Source organism: Saccharothrix sp. NRRL B-16314 (assembly GCF_000716595.1).
Classification (GTDB): domain Bacteria; phylum Actinomycetota; class Actinomycetes; order Mycobacteriales; family Pseudonocardiaceae; genus Actinosynnema.
Genome location: NZ_JNXC01000032.1, coordinates 1 through 21,671, shown reverse-complemented (window position 1 = coordinate 21,671; position 21,671 = coordinate 1). Strand labels below are relative to the sequence as shown.

The 21,671-nt window shown below is 70.9% G+C and carries 14 protein-coding genes and 2 tRNA genes; 10 read left to right on the top strand and 6 right to left on the bottom strand.

Translation table 11 applies throughout. The features are described from left to right. Positions 1 to 3: 3 nt before the first annotated feature. Together OQ02_RS32115 and OQ02_RS32110 are read right to left on the bottom strand one after the other, a co-directional pair. Complete coding sequence (locus OQ02_RS32115; RefSeq protein WP_156077448.1) at positions 4 to 3,210, bottom strand: hypothetical protein; 3,207 nt, start codon at positions 3,208 to 3,210, stop codon at positions 4 to 6. A 268-nt stretch (positions 3,211 to 3,478) separates the two neighbouring features. Further along, positions 3,479 to 5,569, bottom strand: coding sequence for a cellulase family glycosylhydrolase (locus OQ02_RS32110; RefSeq protein ID WP_231500317.1), 2,091 nt, complete (start codon positions 5,567 to 5,569; stop codon positions 3,479 to 3,481). Between the two features lie 422 nt (positions 5,570 to 5,991). Between OQ02_RS32110 and OQ02_RS32105 the strand changes: the two genes are divergently transcribed. Next, positions 5,992 to 7,086 (top strand): ABC transporter substrate-binding protein, encoded by a 1,095-nt coding sequence (locus tag OQ02_RS32105; RefSeq protein ID WP_051773056.1) that lies wholly within the window; start codon positions 5,992 to 5,994, stop codon positions 7,084 to 7,086. On the opposite strand, the gene OQ02_RS32100 is transcribed toward OQ02_RS32105, so the two are convergent. Further along, a complete protein-coding gene (locus tag OQ02_RS32100; protein WP_033442404.1) occupies positions 7,053 to 7,523 on the bottom strand; it encodes an allene oxide cyclase barrel-like domain-containing protein in 471 nt (156 codons plus the stop codon). The genes OQ02_RS32105 and OQ02_RS32100 overlap by 34 nt on opposite strands. A 241-nt stretch (positions 7,524 to 7,764) precedes the next feature. On the opposite strand from OQ02_RS32100, the gene OQ02_RS32095 reads away from it, so the two are divergent. From OQ02_RS32095 to OQ02_RS32085, 3 genes are all read left to right on the top strand, one after another. Then, positions 7,765 to 8,484, top strand: coding sequence for an SDR family NAD(P)-dependent oxidoreductase (locus OQ02_RS32095; RefSeq protein WP_033442403.1), 720 nt, complete (start codon positions 7,765 to 7,767; stop codon positions 8,482 to 8,484). 375 nt (positions 8,485 to 8,859) lie between these two features. Continuing rightward, positions 8,860 to 9,435: a TIGR00730 family Rossman fold protein gene (locus OQ02_RS32090; RefSeq protein ID WP_033442402.1), complete on the top strand. Its 576-nt coding sequence runs from the start codon at positions 8,860 to 8,862 to the stop codon at positions 9,433 to 9,435. A gap of 63 nt (positions 9,436 to 9,498) precedes the next feature. Beyond that, on the top strand, positions 9,499 to 10,860 hold the full coding sequence (locus OQ02_RS32085; protein ID WP_033442401.1) for a serine hydrolase domain-containing protein: 1,362 nt from the start codon (positions 9,499 to 9,501) through the stop codon (positions 10,858 to 10,860). Here OQ02_RS32085 and OQ02_RS32080 read toward each other — a convergent pair. Further along, entirely contained in the window at positions 10,844 to 11,497 is a 654-nt protein-coding gene (locus tag OQ02_RS32080; RefSeq protein ID WP_033442400.1) for a pentapeptide repeat-containing protein, read from the bottom strand. The two genes, OQ02_RS32085 and OQ02_RS32080, sit on opposite strands and share 17 nt — an antisense overlap. A 261-nt stretch (positions 11,498 to 11,758) precedes the next feature. Here OQ02_RS32080 and OQ02_RS32075 point away from each other — a divergent pair. Then, a tRNA-Val gene (locus OQ02_RS32075) sits at positions 11,759 to 11,831 on the top strand. Positions 11,832 to 11,833: 2 nt separating this feature from the next. Further along, positions 11,834 to 11,910, top strand: a tRNA-His gene (locus tag OQ02_RS44325). Between the two features lie 290 nt (positions 11,911 to 12,200). Here the strand turns inward: OQ02_RS44325 and OQ02_RS32070 are convergent. Beyond that, complete coding sequence (locus OQ02_RS32070; protein ID WP_033442433.1) at positions 12,201 to 14,837, bottom strand: RNA repair domain-containing protein; 2,637 nt, start codon at positions 14,835 to 14,837, stop codon at positions 12,201 to 12,203. Then, positions 14,837 to 16,498, bottom strand: coding sequence for an RNA ligase family protein (locus tag OQ02_RS32065; protein WP_033442399.1), 1,662 nt, complete (start codon positions 16,496 to 16,498; stop codon positions 14,837 to 14,839). The genes OQ02_RS32070 and OQ02_RS32065 overlap by 1 nt, the downstream gene beginning before the upstream one ends. Positions 16,499 to 16,684: 186 nt before the next feature. Here OQ02_RS32065 and htpG point away from each other — a divergent pair, with 186 nt between their 5' ends. From htpG to OQ02_RS32045, 4 genes are all read left to right on the top strand, one after another. Next, positions 16,685 to 18,505 (top strand): molecular chaperone HtpG, encoded by a 1,821-nt coding sequence (gene htpG / locus OQ02_RS32060; protein WP_051773063.1) that lies wholly within the window; start codon positions 16,685 to 16,687, stop codon positions 18,503 to 18,505. A gap of 84 nt (positions 18,506 to 18,589) precedes the next feature. Next, positions 18,590 to 19,183 carry a hypothetical protein gene (locus OQ02_RS32055; protein WP_156077447.1) on the top strand — a complete coding sequence of 198 codons (594 nt, stop codon included), beginning with the start codon at positions 18,590 to 18,592 and terminating at the stop codon, positions 19,181 to 19,183. A 149-nt stretch (positions 19,184 to 19,332) separates the two neighbouring features. Further along, positions 19,333 to 20,388, top strand: a complete 1,056-nt coding sequence (locus OQ02_RS32050) for a LacI family DNA-binding transcriptional regulator (RefSeq protein WP_331281561.1) — start codon at positions 19,333 to 19,335, stop codon at positions 20,386 to 20,388. Positions 20,389 to 20,843: 455 nt separating this feature from the next. Next, positions 20,844 to 21,671, top strand: an 828-nt coding sequence (locus OQ02_RS32045; RefSeq protein ID WP_033442431.1) for an endo-1,4-beta-xylanase, incomplete at its 3' end; no start/stop codon positions are given.

Sequence of the window (21,671 nt, the reverse complement as noted above, 5' to 3'; positions counted from 1 at the left end):
ACGTCACCCACCACCGCAGCCGGCCGGTTCGTCGTCGGTGTCCGGGCAGATCAGCAGGACGGTCGCCACCCGACCCGGCGTGGCGGCGCCACCGGGCACCGAGGGCGCGGTCGGCGCGGACGAGGCCGACGGGGTCGGCGTGTTGCCGCCGTTGGCGGTGACCACACCGCGCGGCGTGTCGACCCCGCGCCACTCCGCACCCGCGTGCGACCGCACGTCCGGCCGGGCGATGAAGTCGAGCAGCGGCGTACCCACGACGACCGCCTCCCGGACCCTCACCTTGGTGTCACGCGGGATCGTCGAGGCGACGATCCGCCCGTTCTCGATCGTCATCGACTCGCGGAAGCGCTCGTGCACGTACGGGTCGGTCGTGCGCTGGTCGACGGCCTCGCCGAACGTCATGTCGCGGCGCGGCCCGACTTCGAGCGGACCCCGGTCGACCAGGACGAGCTGATCGCCCTCGAACCGCACCAGCACCGCCCGGGACGCGTCGCCGTGCAGCGCGGCCCGCACGCGGAAGCTCCACGCGTCACCGGCCGCCGGCAACCTGATCTCCGACGCGCCCACCAGCGCCACGGCGCCGTCCAGCGGCACCGGCCGGTACAGGCCGTCGTCCGCCGTCACGGCCTGCTTCCGGGCCTCCAGCACGCGCGGGAACCCGGCGGTGAGCGCCATGCCCTCCGGCGTGCCGAACACCGGGTCACCGGCCGGGTGGCGGACGTGGTCGCCCACGACGTGCAGCGTCGACGTCGACCCGCCCTTGGCGGTCACCGTGACGGTCCCCGCGTCACCCGCCGGCCGGTCCGAGAAGACCACCGTCGCGGCCTGGTCGGCCGTGGCGGGCGCGATGTCCACCCAGCTGTCGGCGACCGGCTCGGTCCTCTTCTCCAGCTTCCCGTACAGGAAACGCGGCCCCTCACCGCCCGGACTGGGCGAGCCGAGCCGGAACGTCACACCACCCGGCGGCGGCTGGTCACCGCCGATCGACACCGACCACTCGGCGTCCACCAGGTGCTCCACCCGCCCGGACGGGTGCTGAAGCGTCTGCAGCACACCGTCCTTCACCGGCGGCAGCGCTTCGGACGGCGACGCCGTGAGCCGCTTCTGAACGGATTCGAGCGCGGTCCGGACCCGGTCGAACACCCCGCGCCGCCAGTGGACCGCGACCACGCCGCCGTCCTTCACCGCGGTCAGCTCGCCCACCTCGTGGTCAAGGTACTCGGACCGCTGCGACACCTTGCCGCCCTGCGCCTCGATCCGCGTCTTCACCGCGCGGTTGCCGTCCAGCAGCAGCTTCAGGCCACCGAAGGACACCACCTTGCGCGGACCACCCACCGCCTCCACGGTGGTGCCGCCGCCGTCCGTGGTGATCCGGTGTTCCAGGCTGTCGACGACCTTGCCCTCGGCGTCCAGGGCCTTCTGCTTGACCGAACCCCGGCCGGTAGCCGGGTCGAAGGTCGAGTCACCGCCCGCGCCCGCGCGGTTCACCGGCCCCGGCAGGTCCGCGCGCTTCGCCTCCGCGCCCTTGCGGGAGATCACGTCGCCGAGCGACACACCGCCGTAGATCGACCGGTACCCGCAGCTGTCGAACGTCCGCGACGGCGCGGGCGCGACCGCCTCGTCGGTGGCCGAAGGCGGGGTGACGAACCGGATCGGCGCGCGCTCGCGCAACGCGGAGTTCCCCGCGTACCACTCGGCGAAGGTGAGGTCGGACCGGATCTCCGAGTCGTCCAGCTGCGGCAGCCGGGCCGACGTCTTGGCGACCAGCCACTCCAGCGCGCCGCTCCACCGCATGATCTGGTCCAGCCGCTGGTACTGCGGCTCGTAGTCCGCCACCGCCTGGTAGTTGCGGTCCCACCACTCCAAGCCCCGGCCGAACGCGTAGCTGGGCTCGACCTCGCCGCCGTCGTCACCGTCCGACCGGGAGAACAGCCGCGTGGACTGCGCGCCGATGCTGATGGACTTGTCGTCGAACGCGAACGCGGAGTCGTTCTGGCCCAGCCACAACCGGCCGCTCTCGCTGATCGTGCCGGTGTCGCAGTGGCTCCACGGCGTCTGCGCGTCCGGGTCGGGGACGAAACCCGCCACGGCCTTCGCCGGCACGCCCGTGCCCACGCCGTTCGCCCAGTCCTTGGCCACGTAGTCGGTGTAGAAGAGCGTGGCGCCGATCGTGGTGCCGGCCAACCCGCCGTCGTACCGGGCCTGGCTGTACACCGACCGGCCGGACACCGCGGCGAGCAGGCCCCACAGCTGCACCCGGTCGTCGGTCAGGCCGAACTGCGCCAACTCCGCCGGTGGCACCGCGTCGAAGTACAGGAAGTCCTCGACGTAGCCGGTGAGGTCGTCGGCCGAGACGAACGGCGAACCGGTCCAGTCGTCGGCCAGCACCCGGTCGATGATCTCGCCGCTGACGTTCGGCAGCACGGCCCGCAAATCCTCGGCGGTCTCCTCCGGACCGGGGTCGAGCGAGAAGCCGGGAGTCGGCGAACCGGCCGCGTAACCGCGCTGGAGCGTCGACACCTCCTCCAGCGTGAGGCCCGCCCCGTCACCCGGCCAGTCCCAGCCGCCCGCCCACACGCCGCCGTCCCGGCTCTCCAACGTGGACAGCGCTTCCGTCTTGGCCAGGAACTCCGTCAACGCGGCCTTGTCACCGTCCACGCGCATCGACACGTACCCGTTCGCGGCACGCACGTCGGCGGCGGACGCCGGTTCCTCGGCGGTGATGTCGACCGTGTTCGTGTCGGGGCGCACCGTGTACGGGTGGACACGAACCCGCTGCGGATCGCCGCCCGAGTCGGTGCGGTGCTGGTCCAGCAGTTGCGCGATGGTGCGGGCGCGGTGCCCGTCGTCGGTGGCCACCAGCAGGTGCAGCGTCTCGCCGTCGAACAGCGACCGCCCGGGACCGGTGGTCTGCCGGGACAGGTCGGTGAACCCGTCGTCGCGCACCGGCAGCGTGTCGTAGGCCGTGTCGCGCAGCTTCGCGCTGTCCAGCTCCAGGTGGGCGGCGAGCGCGGTGCGCGCCCAATCCCGGACCTGCGCGGCGGACTCGACCGCGTCCAGCCCGTCGAGCCGCCCGGCCGCGCCCGCGTAGGACACCACGAAATCGGCGCTCTCCGGCCGCCGGGTTTCCTGCTCCGGCGGACTTCCGGTGCAGCTCAGGAGCAGTGCTGTCGCGAGCGGCAGCATCAATGTCGACTGGAACCTGCGCATGGCGTTCCTTCGGCCTACGGCTGAATGGGGGAGTTCGCAGCATAGCCACAGCCGGAACGCTTATCGGGTCGGGTGAATTCGTGTCAGCTTTGTGTCCGGAAGTTGTCCACAGGCGCGCTTTCGGTCACCGTTCACACGCGATTCGCCCGATTATTGCGGTCTCACCGGTGAAAAGGCCGACGGCCCGGAGCGGTGTGCTCCGGGCCGTCGGCTTTCGGCAGGGCAGTGCCGGTCGGTGCCGCCGCCGTTCAGGTCAGGTCAGGTCAGGTCACGTCAGGCTGCCGGTCACCGACGTGCCGGACTTCGTGACGTAGTACGTCACCTTCGCGCCGCTCCAGTAGTGGAACGTGAGCGTCACCTTCGCCCCGTCCGTCACCTCGGCGAAGAACGCCGGCTTCAGCGTGGTCGCGTTGGCGGCGTAGTCGGGCGCGAACGCCTGGTCGAACTCCTTGTACGACGTCCAGTTGTGCGGCCCGGCGTTGGAGCCGTCCGCGTACTTGGCCTCCATCGTGGCCAGCTGGTCGCCGCGGAACGTGGTCGGGACGGCGAACGCCGCCGTCGTCCCGGTCGCGTTCTGGAGCACCGGCGTGTCGTACGTGACCAGGTTGATCCGCCACGGCACACCCGCCGAGAAACGGGCCGACAGCGTCGCGTTCGTCCCGTACGCCCGCGAGCCGCTCAACCGGGTGATCGCGGAGGCCGTGATCGTCAGCTGGTCGCCCGACACCGTGTAGTCCGTGCCGCGCACGAGGTCCGTGGTGCCGTGGCGCAACCCCACGAACGACGTGCCGTTCAGGTTGAGCGTCAACGCCTTGCCGGTGATCGCGGACGCGCGAGCGCTGAACACCTGGTCCGACGACGCCGTGCCCGACCGCGTGGTCCAGCTCGACTTGATCTGCGCGAACAGCTCCGGGTCGCTCCACTGGAACGACGTGCGGCCGAAGTGCTGACCGTTGTCCCACAACTGGGTCGTGAGCTGCTTGCTGCGCGCGTAGTGGCCCAGGAACTCGAAGAACTTCAGCTTCTCGCCCTGCTGGATGGTCCCGATGTGCCGGTCGAAGCCCAGCAGGCCGTACTCGCCGATGATGACCGGGATGCCCCGCGAGACGAACGCCGCGTGCACCCGGTCGAACGAGTCGGTCAGGTCCTTCTGCACGGCCGCGTCGAACCGCGTGCCACCCGCGACGTTCACGCTGAACGGCCAGTAGCCGTAGAAGTGCACGGTCGCGATGAGGTTGGGGTCGTTGAGCGAGTTGAACGTGGTGACCAACTCGTCAACCCGGGCCTGCTCCGACGACGTGTGCAGCGTCGGCAGCACCAGCAGGCGGGTGGCGTTGTTGCCGCCCGACCGGCGCACGATGCCATGGAACGACGTGTTCAGCTCGTGCAGCAGTTGCGCGTTCTGCGCGTCACCGGAGCTGTTGGCGAACTGCGGCTCGTTGACGCTCTCCAGGATCAGCTTGGTCGACGAGTCGCGGAACTTGGTGGCCAGCTGCGTCCACAGCGAGTTGTAGCGGGCCAGCACGTTCGTGCGGTCGGTCGGCATGGCGTTGATCCACTGCCACGAGTCGTGGTGCACGTTGACCATCACGTAGAAACCGTCCGCCAACGCCCAGTCCACCACCTCCTTCACGCGGTTCAGGTACGCCGCGTCGACGGTGTAGCCGGGAGCGGGCCCCTGGTGCGCGCTCCACGTCACCGGGATGCGGATGCTCTTGAACCCCTGCGCGCGGACGTTGTCCAGCAGGGCCTCGGTGATCCGGGGGTTGCCCCACGCGGTCTCGTCGCTGCCGACGGCGTCCAGCGAGTTGCCGAGGTTCCAGCCGGGCTGCATCGCGGCGACCTGGGCCATCGCGTCGCCGGCCGGCGGGTTTGTGGTCGTGGTCGTCGTCGTGGTGGTGGTGGTGCTGGTGGTCGTCGTCGTGCCACCGGTGCACGTGACACCGTTGAGCGCGAACGAGGTCGGAGCGGTGTTCGTGCCCGTCCACGAGCCGTTGAACCCGAACGACACCGTGCCGTTCGTGCCGATGGCCGCGTTGTAGCCGACGTTGGTCGCGGTGACGTCGGCGCCCGAAGCGGTGACCGACGCGTTCCACGCCTGGGTGATCTGCTGGCCGGACGGGAAGGTCCACGTGAGCCGCCACCCGGTGACCGGGTCACCCAGGTTGGTGATGCCCACGTTGCCGCTGAAGCCGCCCTGCCACTGGCTGGGCACCGAGTAGACCACCTTGCAGCCCGCCGCCGCCTGGGCGTCGGTCACCGCGACCAGACCCACGCCCGCGAGCAGCGAGGCCATTCCGCCCGCCAGCAGGCCAACCCGCCGACGAATTCTTCTCAGCTTGCCGCGCATATCGGCCATGACGCTCCTCGTAATCGCATGCGGCAGCGGGAAGGGAGGGAACCGAACGCGCGCCGGGAACAGGTGGGCGCGGCGGCGTGTTCCAGCGCTGCCTCGCCATGATGTTGGCGGTAGTAGAAGGGTCACGCAAGGGTTTCGACGCGAATCGACTGGCAACGCGGTTCCGGGGTGCGGGCGTCCGGTATCGCGTCGACGTGTTCGACGGAAATCAGGTCGGCTATTCGACCGCAAGAATCGAATGCATTCGACGACCGGTGCGGTGAACCGGATTGTTCGGTGGCGGGCGAAATGCGATCCGGTGCAGGTTCCGGTCCGGGGTTCCGGTTCGGGTTCCGGGTAGTGGTTCGGGGTAGTGGTTCGGGGTAGTGGTTCGGGTAGGGATCGCCCGATCGTGGACGAGGGCGCGTCGGTACGTTGCCGGCGTGTCGCGTCCCGGGATCGGAGTCGTCCTCGCGGCGACCGGAAGGCTGGCGCCGCTCGGCGCGCCGCTGGAGTTCGTCGCCCGCGCCCTGCCCTGGCCCGCCGAGGTGGTGCTGCGGGACAGCGGGTCGACGCCCGAGGGCGCCCGCGCGGCGACCCGGTCGCTGGTCGAGGACGGTGTGCGGGTGGTGGTGACGTTGGGCGGCACGACGACGTTGCCCGCGGTGGTGGACGAGTGCGCCGCGCACGAGGTGCCGTGCGTGTCCACGACGTTGCCGTGGCAGGTGTTCGCCGCCGCCCGATCAGGCCCCGGCCGTTCCCGTCCGGGCTGGGCGTTCCACTTCTGCTGGGGGCTGGACGACATCGCGTCCGTGTTCGCAGACCTGTGGGAGCACGTCGGGCCGGCGCGGACCGTCGGCTGCGTGTGGAACGACGGGCCGCAGGGGGTCGCGTTGCGGCGGTGGTTCCGGCCTGTCGCCGTCGAGCGCGGGCACGAGCTGGTCGACCTGCCGTACCGGGAGTCGAGCGGTGTGGTGCCCGCGATCGGGGACGTGGAGGTGGTGACCAGCGCCGCGACCGCCGCCGACCTGGCTGCCGTGGTGCGTGCCCGGCGGCCCCGGCTGGTGACGTGCTCGCGGTGGCTGACCTACCCGTTCGGCGTGGCCCGGCACGGTCTGGACCGGGTGGCGACGATCGTGTCGTGGACGCCCGAGCACGAGCACGTCGCCGGGAACGGGTGGACGCCGCGGGAACTGGCGCGGGCGTACGAGGAGGCGACCGGATCGCCCTGGCTGCAACCGCTCGGGCTCGCGCACGCGTTGTTCGAGGTCGCGGCGCACGCCGTGGACGCGGCCGACTCGACCACGTCGGTGGCCGAGGTGCTGGCGGCCACGCGGCTGACGACGATGGCCGGCGTGCTCGACTGGACCCGCGGGCCCGCGACCGGCGTCGCGACGATCCCGCTGGCGGGCGGGCAGTGGCGGGGTGGCCCGCGCCCGGTGTTGGCCGTGGTGGACAACCGCCGCTCACCGCTCGTGCCGCTGTCCGGTGAACTGGAGGTCGGTCAGCCGTCGGTCACGGTGAAGACGAACCTGTAGGCGACGTCGGACGAGGACGACCGCGTCACCTTGGCCTCACCGCGGGCGTCCGAGTAGGCGCCGGTGCCGCCCAAGATCGCCATGGTCGTGTCCTCGAAGCCCAGCGCGATGGACTTGTAGGTGCGCATGCTGGAGAGGTGGAGTTCTCCGTCCGCCAACCGGTACGTGGACGTGCAGTGCGCGGTCACCGCCGGCGGCACGTCCACGGAAACCGACAGCACACCGCAATGCGAATAGCCGTCACCGGCCTTGGTGGCGCCGTCGGGGGTGAAGAGTTCACCGCCGGCGACGAACCCGCCGCCGACCCCCGGTGCGGCCGGGGCGGACATCAGCCCGCGTTTAGCCACCACCTCGATGGTCGCTTCCCTGGAACCGACCTGGTCGGCGCCGAGAAGACCGCCTGCGAGCGCGAGAACCAGCCATGGGTGGACCTGCACGACCAAACACCTCCGGAGCGTGGGAACGCACTTCTGTGCGGACGCTAGTGCGGGAGGCGTGCGGGGGGACGGTCAATTCCACCTTCGACTGAAAATGAACCTTCGAACGTGGTAGGCACTTTCACCCGACCGCGACCGGGTGCGTCGGGACGGGGGCGTGATCACAAATGTGAACAATCGCGGGAATTATTGGGCCGACGAGCGGATCGACCCGGCCGAATCGCGCTGATAGGACCATGGCATGACGAGAACAGCGGTCGTGACCGGTGGTGGGACGGGGATCGGCAAGGCAGTGGCGGCCGGGTTGGTGAAGCAGGGGCTGGACGTCGTGGTGACAGGTCGGCGCGCGGACGTGCTCGGCGCGGCGGCGGCGGAGATCGGCGCGCGGGCGGTGGTGTTCGACGCCGCCGACCCGGCACAGGTGCAGGCGGCGTTGGACGAGTTGCCGGAGCGGGTGGACGTGTTGGTGAACAACGCGGGCGGCAACATGGCCCGCCGCCGCCCCGCGCCGGACGGGTTGGCGGACGTGCGCGAGCTGTGGCTCGCGAACTTCGAGTCGAACGTCCTCACCGCCGTCCTCGTCACCACCGCCCTCGAGCCGCGCTTGGCCGACGACGCCCGGGTGGTCACGATCGGCTCCATCGCGGCCCGACGCGGTTCGGGCAGCTACGGGCCGGCGAAGGCGGCGATCGAAGCGTGGACCGCGGACTTGGCGTTCGGGTTGGGCGGTCGCGGCATCACGGTGAACGTGGTGGCGCCGGGGGTCACCGAGGAGACCGAGTTCTTCGGCGGCACGCTGTCCGAGGAGCGGCGCAAGAAGCTGGTCGGACAACCCGCCAACGGCCGCACCGGCAAACCCTCCGACGTGGCCGCGGCGGTGGCGTTCCTGACGTCACCGGAGGCGGGGCACATCACCGGCCAGGTCATCGGCGTCAACGGAGGCGCCGGCCTGGGTCGCTGACCACCCCGACGGCCCGGCAGCCGACTCCGTTCTGGAGCTGCCGGGCCGCTGACCGTCCTCGGCTGACCGTCCCTCGGCGGCCCGCAGCCAACCTTCCCTAGCTGTTCCGCCCCCGACCTTCTCTCCGGCTTCCAGACTCCCGGGCTCCCGGACACCCTGGCTTCCGGACTCCCGGGCTCCTGGACTGCCCGGCCACCCAGGACTGCCCGGCCACCCAGGACTGCCCGGCCACCCAGGTCCTACCCCGAGCATGAGTGGCCGAGTGCCACACCTTTCTTCTTCGGCAACAATTCCGGCGATTCCATTCATGCCCGAATTCGGCCCCCCTTTCGGGTGATCTCGGCCGCCTCGCCGCCGACGTCCTACCGTGGGTGCATGCGGGTGTGTGTGTTCTGCGGTTCGTCCGGCGGCCGGGTTCGGCACGTCGAGGTCGCCGCGCTGGTCGGCCGCACCTTGGCCGAACGCGGCACCGAGGTGGTTTACGGGGGCGGGCGGGTCGGCACGATGGGGGCGTTGGCCGACGCGGCACTGGCTGCCGGCGGCTCGGTCACCGGGGTGATCCCGCGCAGCCTGGTCGACTGGGAGGTGGCGCACGGAAATCTCACAAAACTGCACGTGGTCGAGTCGATGCACGAGCGCAAGGCGTTGATGGCGACCCTGGCCGACGCCTTCATCACGCTCCCCGGCGGCGCGGGCACGTTGGAGGAGCTCTTCGAGGTCTGGACGTGGGCTCAATTGGGCCTGCACACCAAGCCGGTCGGCCTGCTGGACGTCGACGGCTACTTCGGGCACCTGCTGAAGATGATCGACCACATGGTGGAGGAGGGATTCCTCAAGCCGCCGTACCGCGAGATGCTGCTGGTGGACCACGACCTCGACCGGCTCCTCTCCCGCTGCCGCGACTACCGCCCGCCCGACTACACCTGGTCGGAGGAAAGCGCCCTCCCGTAGATCACAGAGTCGGTTAACGTGTTGGTACGACGGTATTTTCGCGGCATCCGGGGGGAGCGGGCGATGGACATCGACCACTGGAAGAACCGGCTTGCGGAGCTGTGCGAAGAGCATCGGGTGCCAGGCGCGTCACTGGCCGTCCTGGTCGACGGTGAGATCCACGAGTGCGCGACCGGCGTGCTGCACGTCGGCACCGGAGTCGAGGCGACCACCGACTCGCTGTTCCAGATCGGCTCGATCACCAAGCTGTACACCGCCACACTGATCATGCAGCTGGTCGCGGAGGGCCGGCTCGACCTGGACGCACCGGTCGCGTCGGTGCTGCCGGGCTTCGCGGTCGCCGACCCGGTGGCCACGAAGACCGTGACGCCCCGCCAGCTGCTCTCGCACACGAGCGGCATCGACGGTGACTTCTTCCACGACACCGGGCGCGGCGACGACTGCCTGGCCGTGTACGTCGCGGCGTGCGCGGCGCTGGGGCAGAACCACCCGCCGGGCGTCACGATGTCCTACTGCAACAGCGGTTTCAGCATCCTCGGCCGGATCGTCGAGGTGCTCACCGACCAGGTCTGGGACGTCGCGCTGCGAGAACGCATCCTCACCCCGTTGGGTGTGCGGAGCACGATGACGCTCCCGGAGGAGGCGCTGAGGTTCCGCGCGGCCCTGGGCCATCTCGGTGAACCCGGTGAGGACCCGGTGCCCGCGCCCGTGTGGAACCTCGCCCGTTCCGCCGGCCCGGCCGGGACCATCACCGCGACCGCCGCCGACGTCGTCCGGTTCGCCCGACTGCACATGGACGGCGGACGCGCGCCGGACGGCACCGTGATCCTGCCCGCCGAGCAGGTCGCCGCGATGCGCGAACCGCAGGTGTCGCCGCCGTTCCGCCGTGCCTCGCACCTGGACTGGGGCCTCGGCTGGATCCTCTACGACTGGCCCGGCCGTCGCGTCATCGGCCACGACGGCGCGACGATCGGCCAGAAGGCGGTGCTGCGGGTGGTTCCGGAGGCGGGGGTGGCGGTGGCGCTGCTCGCCAACGGCGGTGTCGCCAACGAGGTCTACTCCCGGTTGTTCAGCGAGTTGCTGACCGAGTGCGCCGGTGTCGCCGTGCCGCGTTTCGCACCGCCCGCCGAGCCGCCGGTGGTGGACATCGCCCAGTACGTCGGCTGCTACCCGCGTGAGGGCTTCACGGTGGAGGTGACCGAGCGGGACGGCGTGCTGCACCTGCGCGGCGTGAACAGCGGTGAGCTGGCCAAGGTCAGCACGCCGCTGGACATGGACCTCGTGCCGGTCGGGGACGGGATCTTCGCGGCACGGCGCAACGAGCACGACCCGTGGGCACCCGTGGTGTTCTACGACCTGCCCGACGGTTCGCCCTACCTGCACTTCGGGTTCCGCGCGGCGCCGAGGGTCAGTCCTTCACCGTGATGCCGAGCGTGTGGGCGAACACCGGGGCCAGGTCCAACGCCTGGGCGAGGGTGATCGTCGCGCCCTTGAGCGAGTCGACACCGTTGCGGATGCCCAGTTCGGCGGCTTCGCGCAGGTCCACCTTCTTGAGCTTGACCTGCGCGAACCGGGTGTCTTCGAGGGTGGAGCCGGGGAAGGACACGTTGGTCAGCTCGGCTTCGGTGAAGTCCACGTCGCGCAGGATGCTGTTCACGAACGTGACGTCGCGCAGCTTCGCGCCGCGGAGGTTGATCGAGACGAGCTTGCAGCCGAAGAACACCACGCGGCTCATGGACGACTCGAACAGCGCCACCCCGGCGAACGCGCTGTTCACGATCTCCGCGTCGAGCCAGCCCGTTTCGGCCAGGTCGGTGCCGATGACCTGGACGCCGTGCAGCCAGACGTCGTTGAACCGGGACCGCCGCAACGACCCGTCGGTGAACCTGACGGTGGACATCGCCGACTCGCTGAACCTCGCGTTCCCCGCCGCCTGGGCGGGGAACTCCCGGTCGGCGAAGCGCACGACGTTGTAGTCGCCGCCCGGCTCCAGGTGTTCTCCGTCGTGGTCCTCCAGGTAGGAGGCGAAGGGGAGGTCCGCGAGGGTGCGGGGTTCCGGCATGCGGTGGATCGTAGCCGAGCGATTGCATGAAGGGCTTGGTAAAGGCGTTGCACCACTTGGAGTCCGACAGGCATGCTTGCCCCACACCACAGCGGAAGGAGCGGACATCATGATGACCATGCGACACGCGGTCCATCCCGTCCATTCGATGCTCCTGCGCTGCACGGACTTCCTGCCATGACGTGACCTTCGTCGTGACCGGGGAGCCGCCCATCGGGAAACCGATCCGGGCGGCTCTTCTGTTCGTGCCGTGGCAGAAGACGTCCTGTAGCTCAGCCGGTAGAGCATCCGCTCGACATGCGGAAGGTCCCAGGTTCGAAGCCTGGCGGGACGACTGTGGCCGAAGCCGAAGTAGACGAGGCGCCAGATTGTGGATCTGGTCGAAGCCGGTGCGAGTCCGGTCGGTCACCCCAAGACCCCGCCCACCCGATCAGCGGTGGGCGGTCACGCGCGTGGCCCGGCGGCCACCTGGAGCTCATAACTCCGGAGTGCCTGGATCGACACCAGGACGCGCGACCAGCGGATCATCGGTATCGGATGATCAGGCAGCCCGTGGTGACGTCGGTGATCCGCGCGGACAGGACTCCGACTGCCGCGTGGACCGCCGCCGCCCTGGCTGGGCGGCGGACACCGTGTCGGCCCAGCTGACTTCGACGTGCCCGTTCGCCGGCCACCGCTGATCGGATCCACCCCAGGACGGGCCTCAGCGCAGGGTCGGTACATCGCCGTTCCCGACCCGGACGACCTCGACACCGCGCAGCCCGCTCCGCCACGACGCGACCACCTCGGCGAGCACGGCGGCGGACACGGGACGGCGGCCCAAGCCGATCGCGAACCGCACCGAGTCCGGCTCCCGCCCGACCGGTCGGGGCCAAGCGTGGGCGTCCGGTGCGCCCGCCACCTCCAACGCCGTGAGCAGCGCACGCATCCGGCCGCGCACCGGACCCACGAGCCCGCGCGGCACGGTGACCAACGCCCAAGCGGCGTGCGTGCGGTGCGCGTCGGGTGGGGCGGACAGGCCGGGTCCACCGGCCGCCACGATCTCCCACGCCCGGTACAGCTCGGCCGTCAGCAGGTCCCGGAATCCGGGGCCGACCTGCTCGGTGCAGGAACGCACGGGAGCGGTCGGGGTCATGATCGTCACCGGAGCGCCGGTGCTCGCGGGTGCTGCGACCAGACCGATCGGGTCGCGCCAGTCCCACGCGGCCCACTGGGTGAAGAAACCGGCGAGCAGGTCGGGGCCGTCCCAGTCGCGCACGGTCCTCGCCGCGAGCACCGACCAGCCGAGACCCGGGACACCTCCGAACGGCGCCGAGTCCAACCCGCGTGCCCGAGCCCACCTCTTCACCTCACGGGCAAGACGTCGGAACTCGTCGACCCGACCCCCGACCGCCGCCGACACCGCGTCCGCGTCCGAGATCGCGCTCATCGCCACCTCGCGGTCCGCCGCACCGCCGGCCACCACCGCGAGGTCCACGTCCAGCCCGTCCACGGCCATCCGGAACCCCGGCGTCCGGGCGCCGATCACCGGTCGAACCGCCACCCCCGGCAGCGCGGCGGCCACCCGGTCGGCCACGGTCGTCGGATCCGCCGCCACGACGACCAGGTCCAGGTCCGCGTCGGGCAGGCCACAGCCCATCCGCCGCGACCCGACCACGTGCACCACGTCCAACGCGGGGGTCAACGCGCGGGCAACGCGTTCGGCCACCGCGTCCAGTGACGGTCCCGCTTCACTCGCGGGCTCCTCGAACCACCGCACCTCACCGGTCCCCAACGCGACCGCCGCGCGCGGGAGCATCGGGCCGTCGCCCCGGCGCGACAGCACCACCACCTCGTCCACCCGCCCCGACCACTCGCCGATCCGCTCGGCCGCGCGTGCGGACCCGCCGACCGTCAGGTGCGGGGTGAAGCGGTCACGGCTCCGGCAGCCGGGGAACCGCCGCCGCACCGCGTCGTGCAGCGCCGTCCACGGCGTGACGCCCGCCGCCGCCGGGTCGAGCCACACCACGTCCTGCCCGAACGAACGCACCCCCGCCACCCGCACCGGGAACGCCGGCACCTCCGCCACCGCCTCGGACAGCAGCGGCACGGCCTGGTCGAAGTCGGATTCCGGGACGAACCCGAACAGCACGGTCACGTGGGGCGGCCACCGGTCGGCGCGCGGGTCGTGGTCACGGCGGACGCGCTCGACCTCCTCCCACGGCCCCGGCAGCCACACCACGGCCGTGCGCGGGGTCGGTTCCGAGTCCAGCGAGCCGGACGGCACGGAGGGCGCCAGGCTCGCCAGCACCCCGTAGTGATCGCTCACGAACAGGCCGTCGGTGGACTCGGTGCCCAGGAGTTCGGTCCCGACGCACCGCAGCCGGCCGCGCACGAACACCCGGTCGAGTCGCGAGGCGCGGCCCGACAGCGACGAGACAGCGGCCAGGGGATTCGCCACGGGGTCGAACGTCGGCGGCTCGTCGGACCGCGCTTCCAGCCAGGTGTCCCGCATCCCGAGCACCTCGGCCGGCCGCCGTCCGCCGTCGTTGAAGTCCCCGACCAGCAGCACCTCGCCCTCGACCCCGGCGAACGCCTCGGCCACCCGCACCAGCTGCGCCCGCCGCTTCGACGGACCGTTGGCGGTGTGGTCGCTGGTCAGGTGCGTGGCGGCGACCACGAGCGGCCCGCCGGCGGTCTCCACGACGACCGCGGCGACGGCCTTGTGCGCACCGAGCGACAACCGACCGGCCTCGATCACGGGCAGCCGGCTCAACACCACCACACCCGTGCGGTCGACGTCCGGGCCGAGCGGGTCGACGTCGACGGTGTAGCTCTGGCGCACCCACGGCTGGGCGAGGAGCGCGACGAGCAGCTCCGGCTCGACCTCCTGCAACGCGATCACGTCCGCGTCGGCCGCCGCCAGCTCGGCGAACAGCAGCGGACGGCGGCGGGCCGTGTCGATGCGGTCGCTGTCGTAGCGGTCCCACAGCACGTTCCACGTCAACACCCGCACGGTCTCCACGGTCGTCCCCACCGGTTCGGCGGGCACCCAACCGTTGTCCCAGGCGTGTGGCGTGCCGGCGGTGAACACCGGTGCGCGCAACCGGCGCGGGGCACGCACTCGCCCGGCGCCCGACGAACCGACGCGGTCGAGTCCGGTGGCCCGGTCCCAGACCACCTCGCCGTCGGCCTCCACGAACAGCACCCGGTGCCACGGCACCTCGCCACCCGGCACGAACGACGACAGCGCGACCCGCTTCGGCCTGGCGCCACGCTGTTGCACGCCGAACACGAACCGGGCCGGGTCGAACCGCGGGTCCCAGCGGATCCGGTGGTAGACCTCTTCGCTGGTGCGCATCACAGGTCCCCTTCGTCGAGCGCGGAGGCGCCGTCCGCGCCGACGTACCAGGTCCGGTGGGCCTGCCACGGGTACGGCGGGCTGAACCGGCGTGCTTGCGCGTCGAGAACCGCCGCCGGCACCGCGTGCTCCCGCATCCCGTTGCGCCGGGCCACTTCGCGCTCGTCCACCAACACCACCGCGTGCGTCACCATCGCGTCGTGCCGCCGCGCGACCGCGTGCACCAGCGACCTCTGCTGGTCGACCAGCGAGGTCGCGTCCCACACCACGGTCCGGTGGACGCGCAGCGCCGCGTCGAGCCGGTCGAGCCCGGCGCGCAGCACCCGGCCGTTGGCCCGCTGGTCGGCCCGGTCACCAGCGTCGGCACGCAGGTCGTCCAGCGACACGCGCTCGTCCACGTCGGGCAGCCCGGCGGCGAACGTGGTCTTGCCGCTCCCGGAGAGCCCCACCAGCTGCACCAACGCCGGGAAGTCACCCGAGCGCCACCGCCAGGTCGCGGCCTCCGCTTCCGCCACGTCCAGCACCCGCCCCGCCCGGAGGCTCGCGTCCCGCGCCTCGGCCCAGCACCGATCACCGACCGGGCCGTGCCCCAGCCGCTCCCGCAACCCCGCGCGCAGCCGCTCCCACGACCCGACTTCCTCGGCGTGCAGCGCGGACCAGGCCACCTGGTTACGCGCGGCGCGGTCGTCGGAGACGGCGGCCGACACGGCGTGCAGCACGTCCAGGTCGACGGCCGTCGACATGCGCAGCAACCCCGCCCGGCGCGCCTCGTCGGGGAACGGCTCGTGCAGCAGGCGGTGCAGGCCCACGAGATCACCCACGCGCCGTGCCACCCCGACCCCGACCGGCCCCGCCAGCAAGGGCATCACCCGTCCGCGTCGAACCCGGTGCAACCCGGCCGCCAGGACGGCGGCGAGCCGCGCGTCGCCTGTCCCACCGGCGCACACGGCCAGCGCCGGCTCCGCATCACCCGCGACACCGACCGCCGAGAACAGGGCCGCGGCGTCGAACGGCGCACCGGACCGCACGTCCCACAGCACCGACGCCGGGCCGAGCCCGTTCTCGACCACCGGTGCCGTCATCCAGTGCTGGTCGGTCCGCACGTGCCGGGCGCGCACCCACTTCGCCACCCGCTGCCCGAACTCCGCGCGCGGGAACCCGTCGACGGTCCGCACGACGAAGCCCTCCTGCCGCTCGGTGTCGACCCGCAGCTTCCGGAGCGCCCGCTCGTCGAACACCCCGCGCCACAGCACCGGGGGAGCGGGCACACCCACGTCCCGCAGGAAGCGCACCGTGCGGTCCCAGTCGAGGCAGCGGTCGCCGTCCCACACGGAGAACCCGTAGAACCAGCTCGCCAGGTCCGAATAGCCGATCGAGTGACGGGCGTAGACGTTCTCACCGCAGACGCGCCACCCGCGCGGCAGCCGTGACCCGATCCGGCCCTGGAGCCCCTTGACCCACGACCGGGACGGGTGGTGCGCCGAATCGAGCGACCGCGCGTGCACCCCGTCCGCGTACAGGGTGGTGTTCTCCCCGTCCAGCTTCTCGGTGACCACCACTTCACGGCCGCGCAGCCGCCCCAGGTCGGCGATCCGCACGTCGTCCGCCGACACCCCTGGCGACCACGGGAGGTGCGGCGTGCGCGGGTACGGCGTGCGCATGACCCCTCCCACCACTCGATCAGGGAGAACCATAGAGATCGGCACCACGGATGGCCGACCGGTTTTCCACACCGCACCCGGCCACCGGGAGAACGGATACGATCACGGGTCGACGGCGGTAGGACAGAAAGGACGAACGTGGAAACGCTCGAGTTCCAGTCGGAGGCACGTCAGCTGCTCCGACTGATGATCCACTCGGTCTACTCGAACAAGGACACGTTCCTGCGCGAACTGGTGTCGAACGCCTCGGACGCGTTGGACAAGCTGAGGCTGGAGACGTTCCGCGACAAGGACCTCGTCGCGGACACGTCGGACCTCCACGTGGCCATCGAGGTGGACCGGGAGGCGCGCGAGCTCACCATCCGGGACAACGGCATCGGCATGACCCGCGAGGACGTCATCGGGCTGATCGGCACGATCGCCAAGTCCGGCACGGCCGAGTTCCTGGACAAGCTGCGCGAGACGAAGGACGCCGCCGCGTCGCAGGACCTGATCGGGCAGTTCGGCATCGGCTTCTACTCGTCGTTCATGGTCGCGGACAAGGTCACGCTGGTGACGAAGCACCCGCGTTCGGCGGAGGGCGTCCGGTGGGAGTCGAGCGGTGAGGGCACCTACACGATCGAGGACGTCGCCGACGTGCCGCAGGGCACCTCGGTGACCCTGCACCTCAAGCCGGCGGACAGCGAGGACCACCTCGCCGACTACACGTCCACCGCGAAGATCAAGGAAGTCGTCAAGCGGTACGCGGACTTCATCACGTGGCCGATCCGGATGGCGACCGAGGACGGCGCCGAGCCCGCCACGATCAACTCCCGCAAGGCCCTGTGGGCGCGCCCGGCCTCCGACGTCACCGAGGACGAGTACGCCGAGTTCTACCGGCACGTCAGCCACGACTGGAACAAGCCGCTCGAAACCATCCGCATGCACGGCGAGGGGGTCTTCGAGTACCAGGCGCTGCTGTTCATCCCGTCGCAGGCGCCGCTCGACCTGTTCATGCGCGAGCGCAAGCGCGGCGTGCAGCTCTACGTCAAGCGGGTCTTCATCATGGAGAACTGCGAAGAGCTGATGCCGGAGTACCTCCGGTTCGTCAAGGGCGTCGTGGACGCGCACGACCTGTCGCTGAACGTGTCGCGGGAGATCCTCCAGCACGACCGCCAGATCCAGAGCGTGCGCCGCCGGCTGGTGAAGAAGGTGCTGTCCACCGTCAAGTCCCTGATGGCGGACAAGCCCGAGTCGTACGAGACGTTCTGGCGCGAGTTCGGCGCGGCGGTCAAGGAAGGCCTGCTCAGCGACACCGAGAACCAGGACGCCATCCTCGACGTCGCGTCGTTCGCCTCGACCGATGACGCCGAGCGGCCGACCACGCTCGCGCAGTACGTCGAGCGGATGAAGGACGACCAGCAGCACATCTACTACATGACGGGTGACTCGCGGGCGACCGTGGAGAACTCGCCGCACCTGGAAGCGCTGCGCGCCAAGGGCTTCGAGGTGCTGATCCTCACCGACCCGATCGACGAGATGTGGGTCGACGCCGTGCCCGGTTACCAGGGGAAGGCGTTCCAGTCGATCGCCAAGGGGCAGGTCGACCTGGAGACGGAGGAGGAAAAGGCCCAGGCGGAGGAGCGGCAGAAGGACTTCGCCGACTTCCTGGCGTGGATGACGACCACGCTGACCGACCGGGTCAAGGAGGTGCGGCTGTCCTCGCGCCTCACCACCTCGCCCGCCTGCGTGGTCGGCGACGCCCACGACCTGACCCCGACCCTGGAGAAGATGTACCGGGCGATGGGGCAGGAGCTGCCGCCGGTGAAGCGGGTGCTGGAGCTCAACCCCGGCCACGCCCTGGTCACCAGGCTGCACACGGCGTTCGCCGGGAACGACGACCACAGCCGGCTGGCCGAGTCCGCCGAGCTGCTGCACGGCATGGCGCTGCTCGCGGAGGGCGGCGACCTCCCCGACCCGTCCCGTTTCGTCAGGCTGATGGCGGACCACCTGGAACGCGGCCTCTGAGGTGGACCCCGCGTCGGTGGAGCCTCCGGACCGGGGGCTCCACCGACGCGGTTGCCTGGCGGCAGGGCGGTTACAGTGCCGATCATGACCCGCCACGCCGCCTTCCCGGCATCGGCAGCGGCGCTGGTGGCCTTCGCTCTCGTAGCGGGCTGCTCGGCCGCGCCCGCCGAACCCGCCGCCGCTCCTCCGTCGTCGTCGACGCGCACCGTCCCGCCCTCCCTGCCCCCCGACCAGGCGGAGATGTGGGCCGAGGAGGTCGACCGCCCCAAGCAGACCGTCCCCGCCGACGACCTGTGCGGCCTCCTCACCGCCCTGGAGATCACTGCGGCCACGGGCGTCCAGGCGGTGGAGGGCATCGCGACCGGGCCGGACAAGTGCACGTGGCCGCTCGGCGGCACCACCGACGCGAAGGGCGTCCCCGACTCCGGTCTGGTGATCCAGACGCCGAAGGCGGTCGCGTGGTTGGGGGAGCGGATCGTCCTCGACGGCAACCCCGCGCGGCGCGGCGGTGGTGGCGAGGTCTGCATGATCAAGGTCCTGCTCCGCGAACCGGTCGAGGTCCCGGACGACAGGCCGGCGCTGCTGGCGGTGCTGGCAGTCAAGCAGGGCCCCGAGGACCGCTGTCCGGCACTGGAGTCGCTGCTCCTGCTCGCCCTCGACCGGCTGCCCCCGGCCTGACACCGCCCGCGCCGATCACCGCGGACCGGGCCGTGGTCGACGCTGCGGTGTGATCGACCAAGACTTCATGTTTACGCAAACATGGCGGCGCTATAGTGGCGGCGCGGTGCCGTGGCGTCAAGGCTCGGCGCGGAAGGGAGCAGTCGAGCGTGAGCCTGACCAGGCCGGCGGCCGAAGGGCCGACTGATCCACCCGGACGCCCTGCTCGTCGGGTGTCGATGGCGGACGTCGCCCGCCGCGCCGGTGTGTCGGCGCAGACCGTCTCGCGCGTGTCCAACGGCCATCCGAGCGTCGTCGGCTCGACCCGCGAACAGGTGCTGGCAGCCATGCGGGAGTTGGGGTACCGCCCCAACAGCGCGGCCCGCGCGCTGAAGTACGGCCAGTTCCGCACGATCGGCGTCATCCTGTTCACGCTGTCGTCCGTCGGGAACAGCCGGACCCTCGAAGCGATCGTGGACCAGGCCGCCGAGGAGGGCTACGCGATCACGCTCATCCCGGTCGCCGTGCCCACCCGGGACGGCGTGCTCGGCGCGTTCACCCGGCTCGGCGAGCTGGCCGTCGACGCGGTGATCGTGATCATGGAGATCCACCTGCTCGACGCCGCCACGGTGAGCCTGCCGGCGGGCGTGCCGGTCGTCGTCGTGGACTCCGACGCGGACGACCGCTACACCGTCGTGGACACCGACCAGGTCGACGGCGCCCGGCAGGCCGTGCGCCACCTGCTCGACCTCGGCCACCGCACGGTGTGGCACGTGGCCGGGCCGGAGGAGTCGTTCGCGGCCGAGCGGCGCGCGACGGCGTGGCGGACGGAACTCGAAGGGGCCGGCCGGGTCGTCCCGCCGCTGTCACGCGGCGACTGGTCCGCCGAGTCCGGGTACCGCGCCGGTCTGGCGCTGGCCGGCGAGCCCGACTGCACGGCCGTGTTCGCGGCCAACGACCAGATGGCGTTGGGGCTGCTGCGGGCGTTCCACGAGAAGGGCAAGGTCGTGCCGCGCGACGTGAGCGTCGTCGGCTTCGACGACATCCCCGACTCCGGCTCCTTCGTGCCGCCGCTCACCACCGTGCACCAGGACTTCACCGAGGTCGGCCGCCGCTGCGTGGAACGCGTCGTGCGCCAGGTCCGCAACGAACCGGTCGGTCCCGGCACGACGCTCGTCCCGACCCGCCTCGTCTTGCGCGCCAGCACCGCCGGGCCGCCCGCGTAGCGGAGAAAGTTGCGAACATTTTTTCGAGTTGTTTCGATGGTGATCGAGGATAGTTGTCGTTCTGCTGCTGTCGCAGCGAGAATCGGTTCAGATGCGGTCGGTATGGCGGTTCATGTGCGTTTTTCCGGGTGGATCTCCGGGTCGGACCGGTAGGCGCGGGCCCGGCGCGGCGGGTGTTCGCCGTGTCCACGTTGGCGACGTGCAGTGCGGGAGTCCGCAAAATGCGACTGTTCCGGCGCTTGCCAGACCGATCTGTTTCGGTTGATACTGCTAAATGTTTCAGGCAGTCCTGCCGGACGGGCGGACCACTGATGTTGGCGGGGAGGGGAACCCGTGGCACCGGGCCCTGCTGTCGCCGACCTGCGGATCCGCGCCACCCCGCCCTGGTGGCCCGGGTCGCCTACCACCCAACCCACCTGCCGCCAGACCGCAGGTGCTCCCAGAAGGTGCGAAACATGAAGCTGACATCGAGGTCAGTGTCACGGGCAGTGCTCGTGTCGACGTTGGTGACCGCCACCGCGGGTGCGGCGGTGCTCCTGGCGTCGACCGCGAGCGCCGGGACCACTCTCGGGGCCTCGGCGGCCGAGACCGGTCGTTACTTCGGCACGGCGGTCGCGGCCAACAAGCTGAGCGACTCCACCTACGTCGGCATTCTCAACCGTGAGTTCAAGATGGTCACGGCCGAGAACGAGATGAAGATGGACGCGACCGAGCCGAACCAGAACCAGTTCAGCTACGGCAACGCCGACCGGATCGTCAACCACGCCCGCGCGCAGGGCATGCAGATCCGCGGGCACGCCCTGGCGTGGCACTCGCAGCAGCCGGGCTGGATGCAGAACATGTCCGGCACCTCCCTGCGCAACGCCATGCTCAACCACATCACCCAGGTCGCCACCTACTACCGCGGCAAGATCCATTCGTGGGACGTGGTGAACGAGGCGTTCCAGGACGGTTCGTCGGGTGCGCGTCGTGACTCGAACCTGCAGCGGACCGGCAACGACTGGATCGAGGCGGCGTTCCGGGCGGCGCGGTCGGCGGACCCGGGCGCGAAGCTCTGCTACAACGACTACAACACCGACGACTGGACGCACGCGAAGACGCAGGCGGTCTACCGGATGGTGCAGGACTTCAAGTCCCGGGGTGTGCCGATCGACTGCGTCGGGTTCCAGTCGCACTTCAACAGCCAGAGCCCGGTGCCGTCCAACTACCAGACCACGTTGCAGAACTTCGCGAACCTCGGTGTGGACGTGCAGATCACCGAGTTGGACATCGAGGGTTCGGGT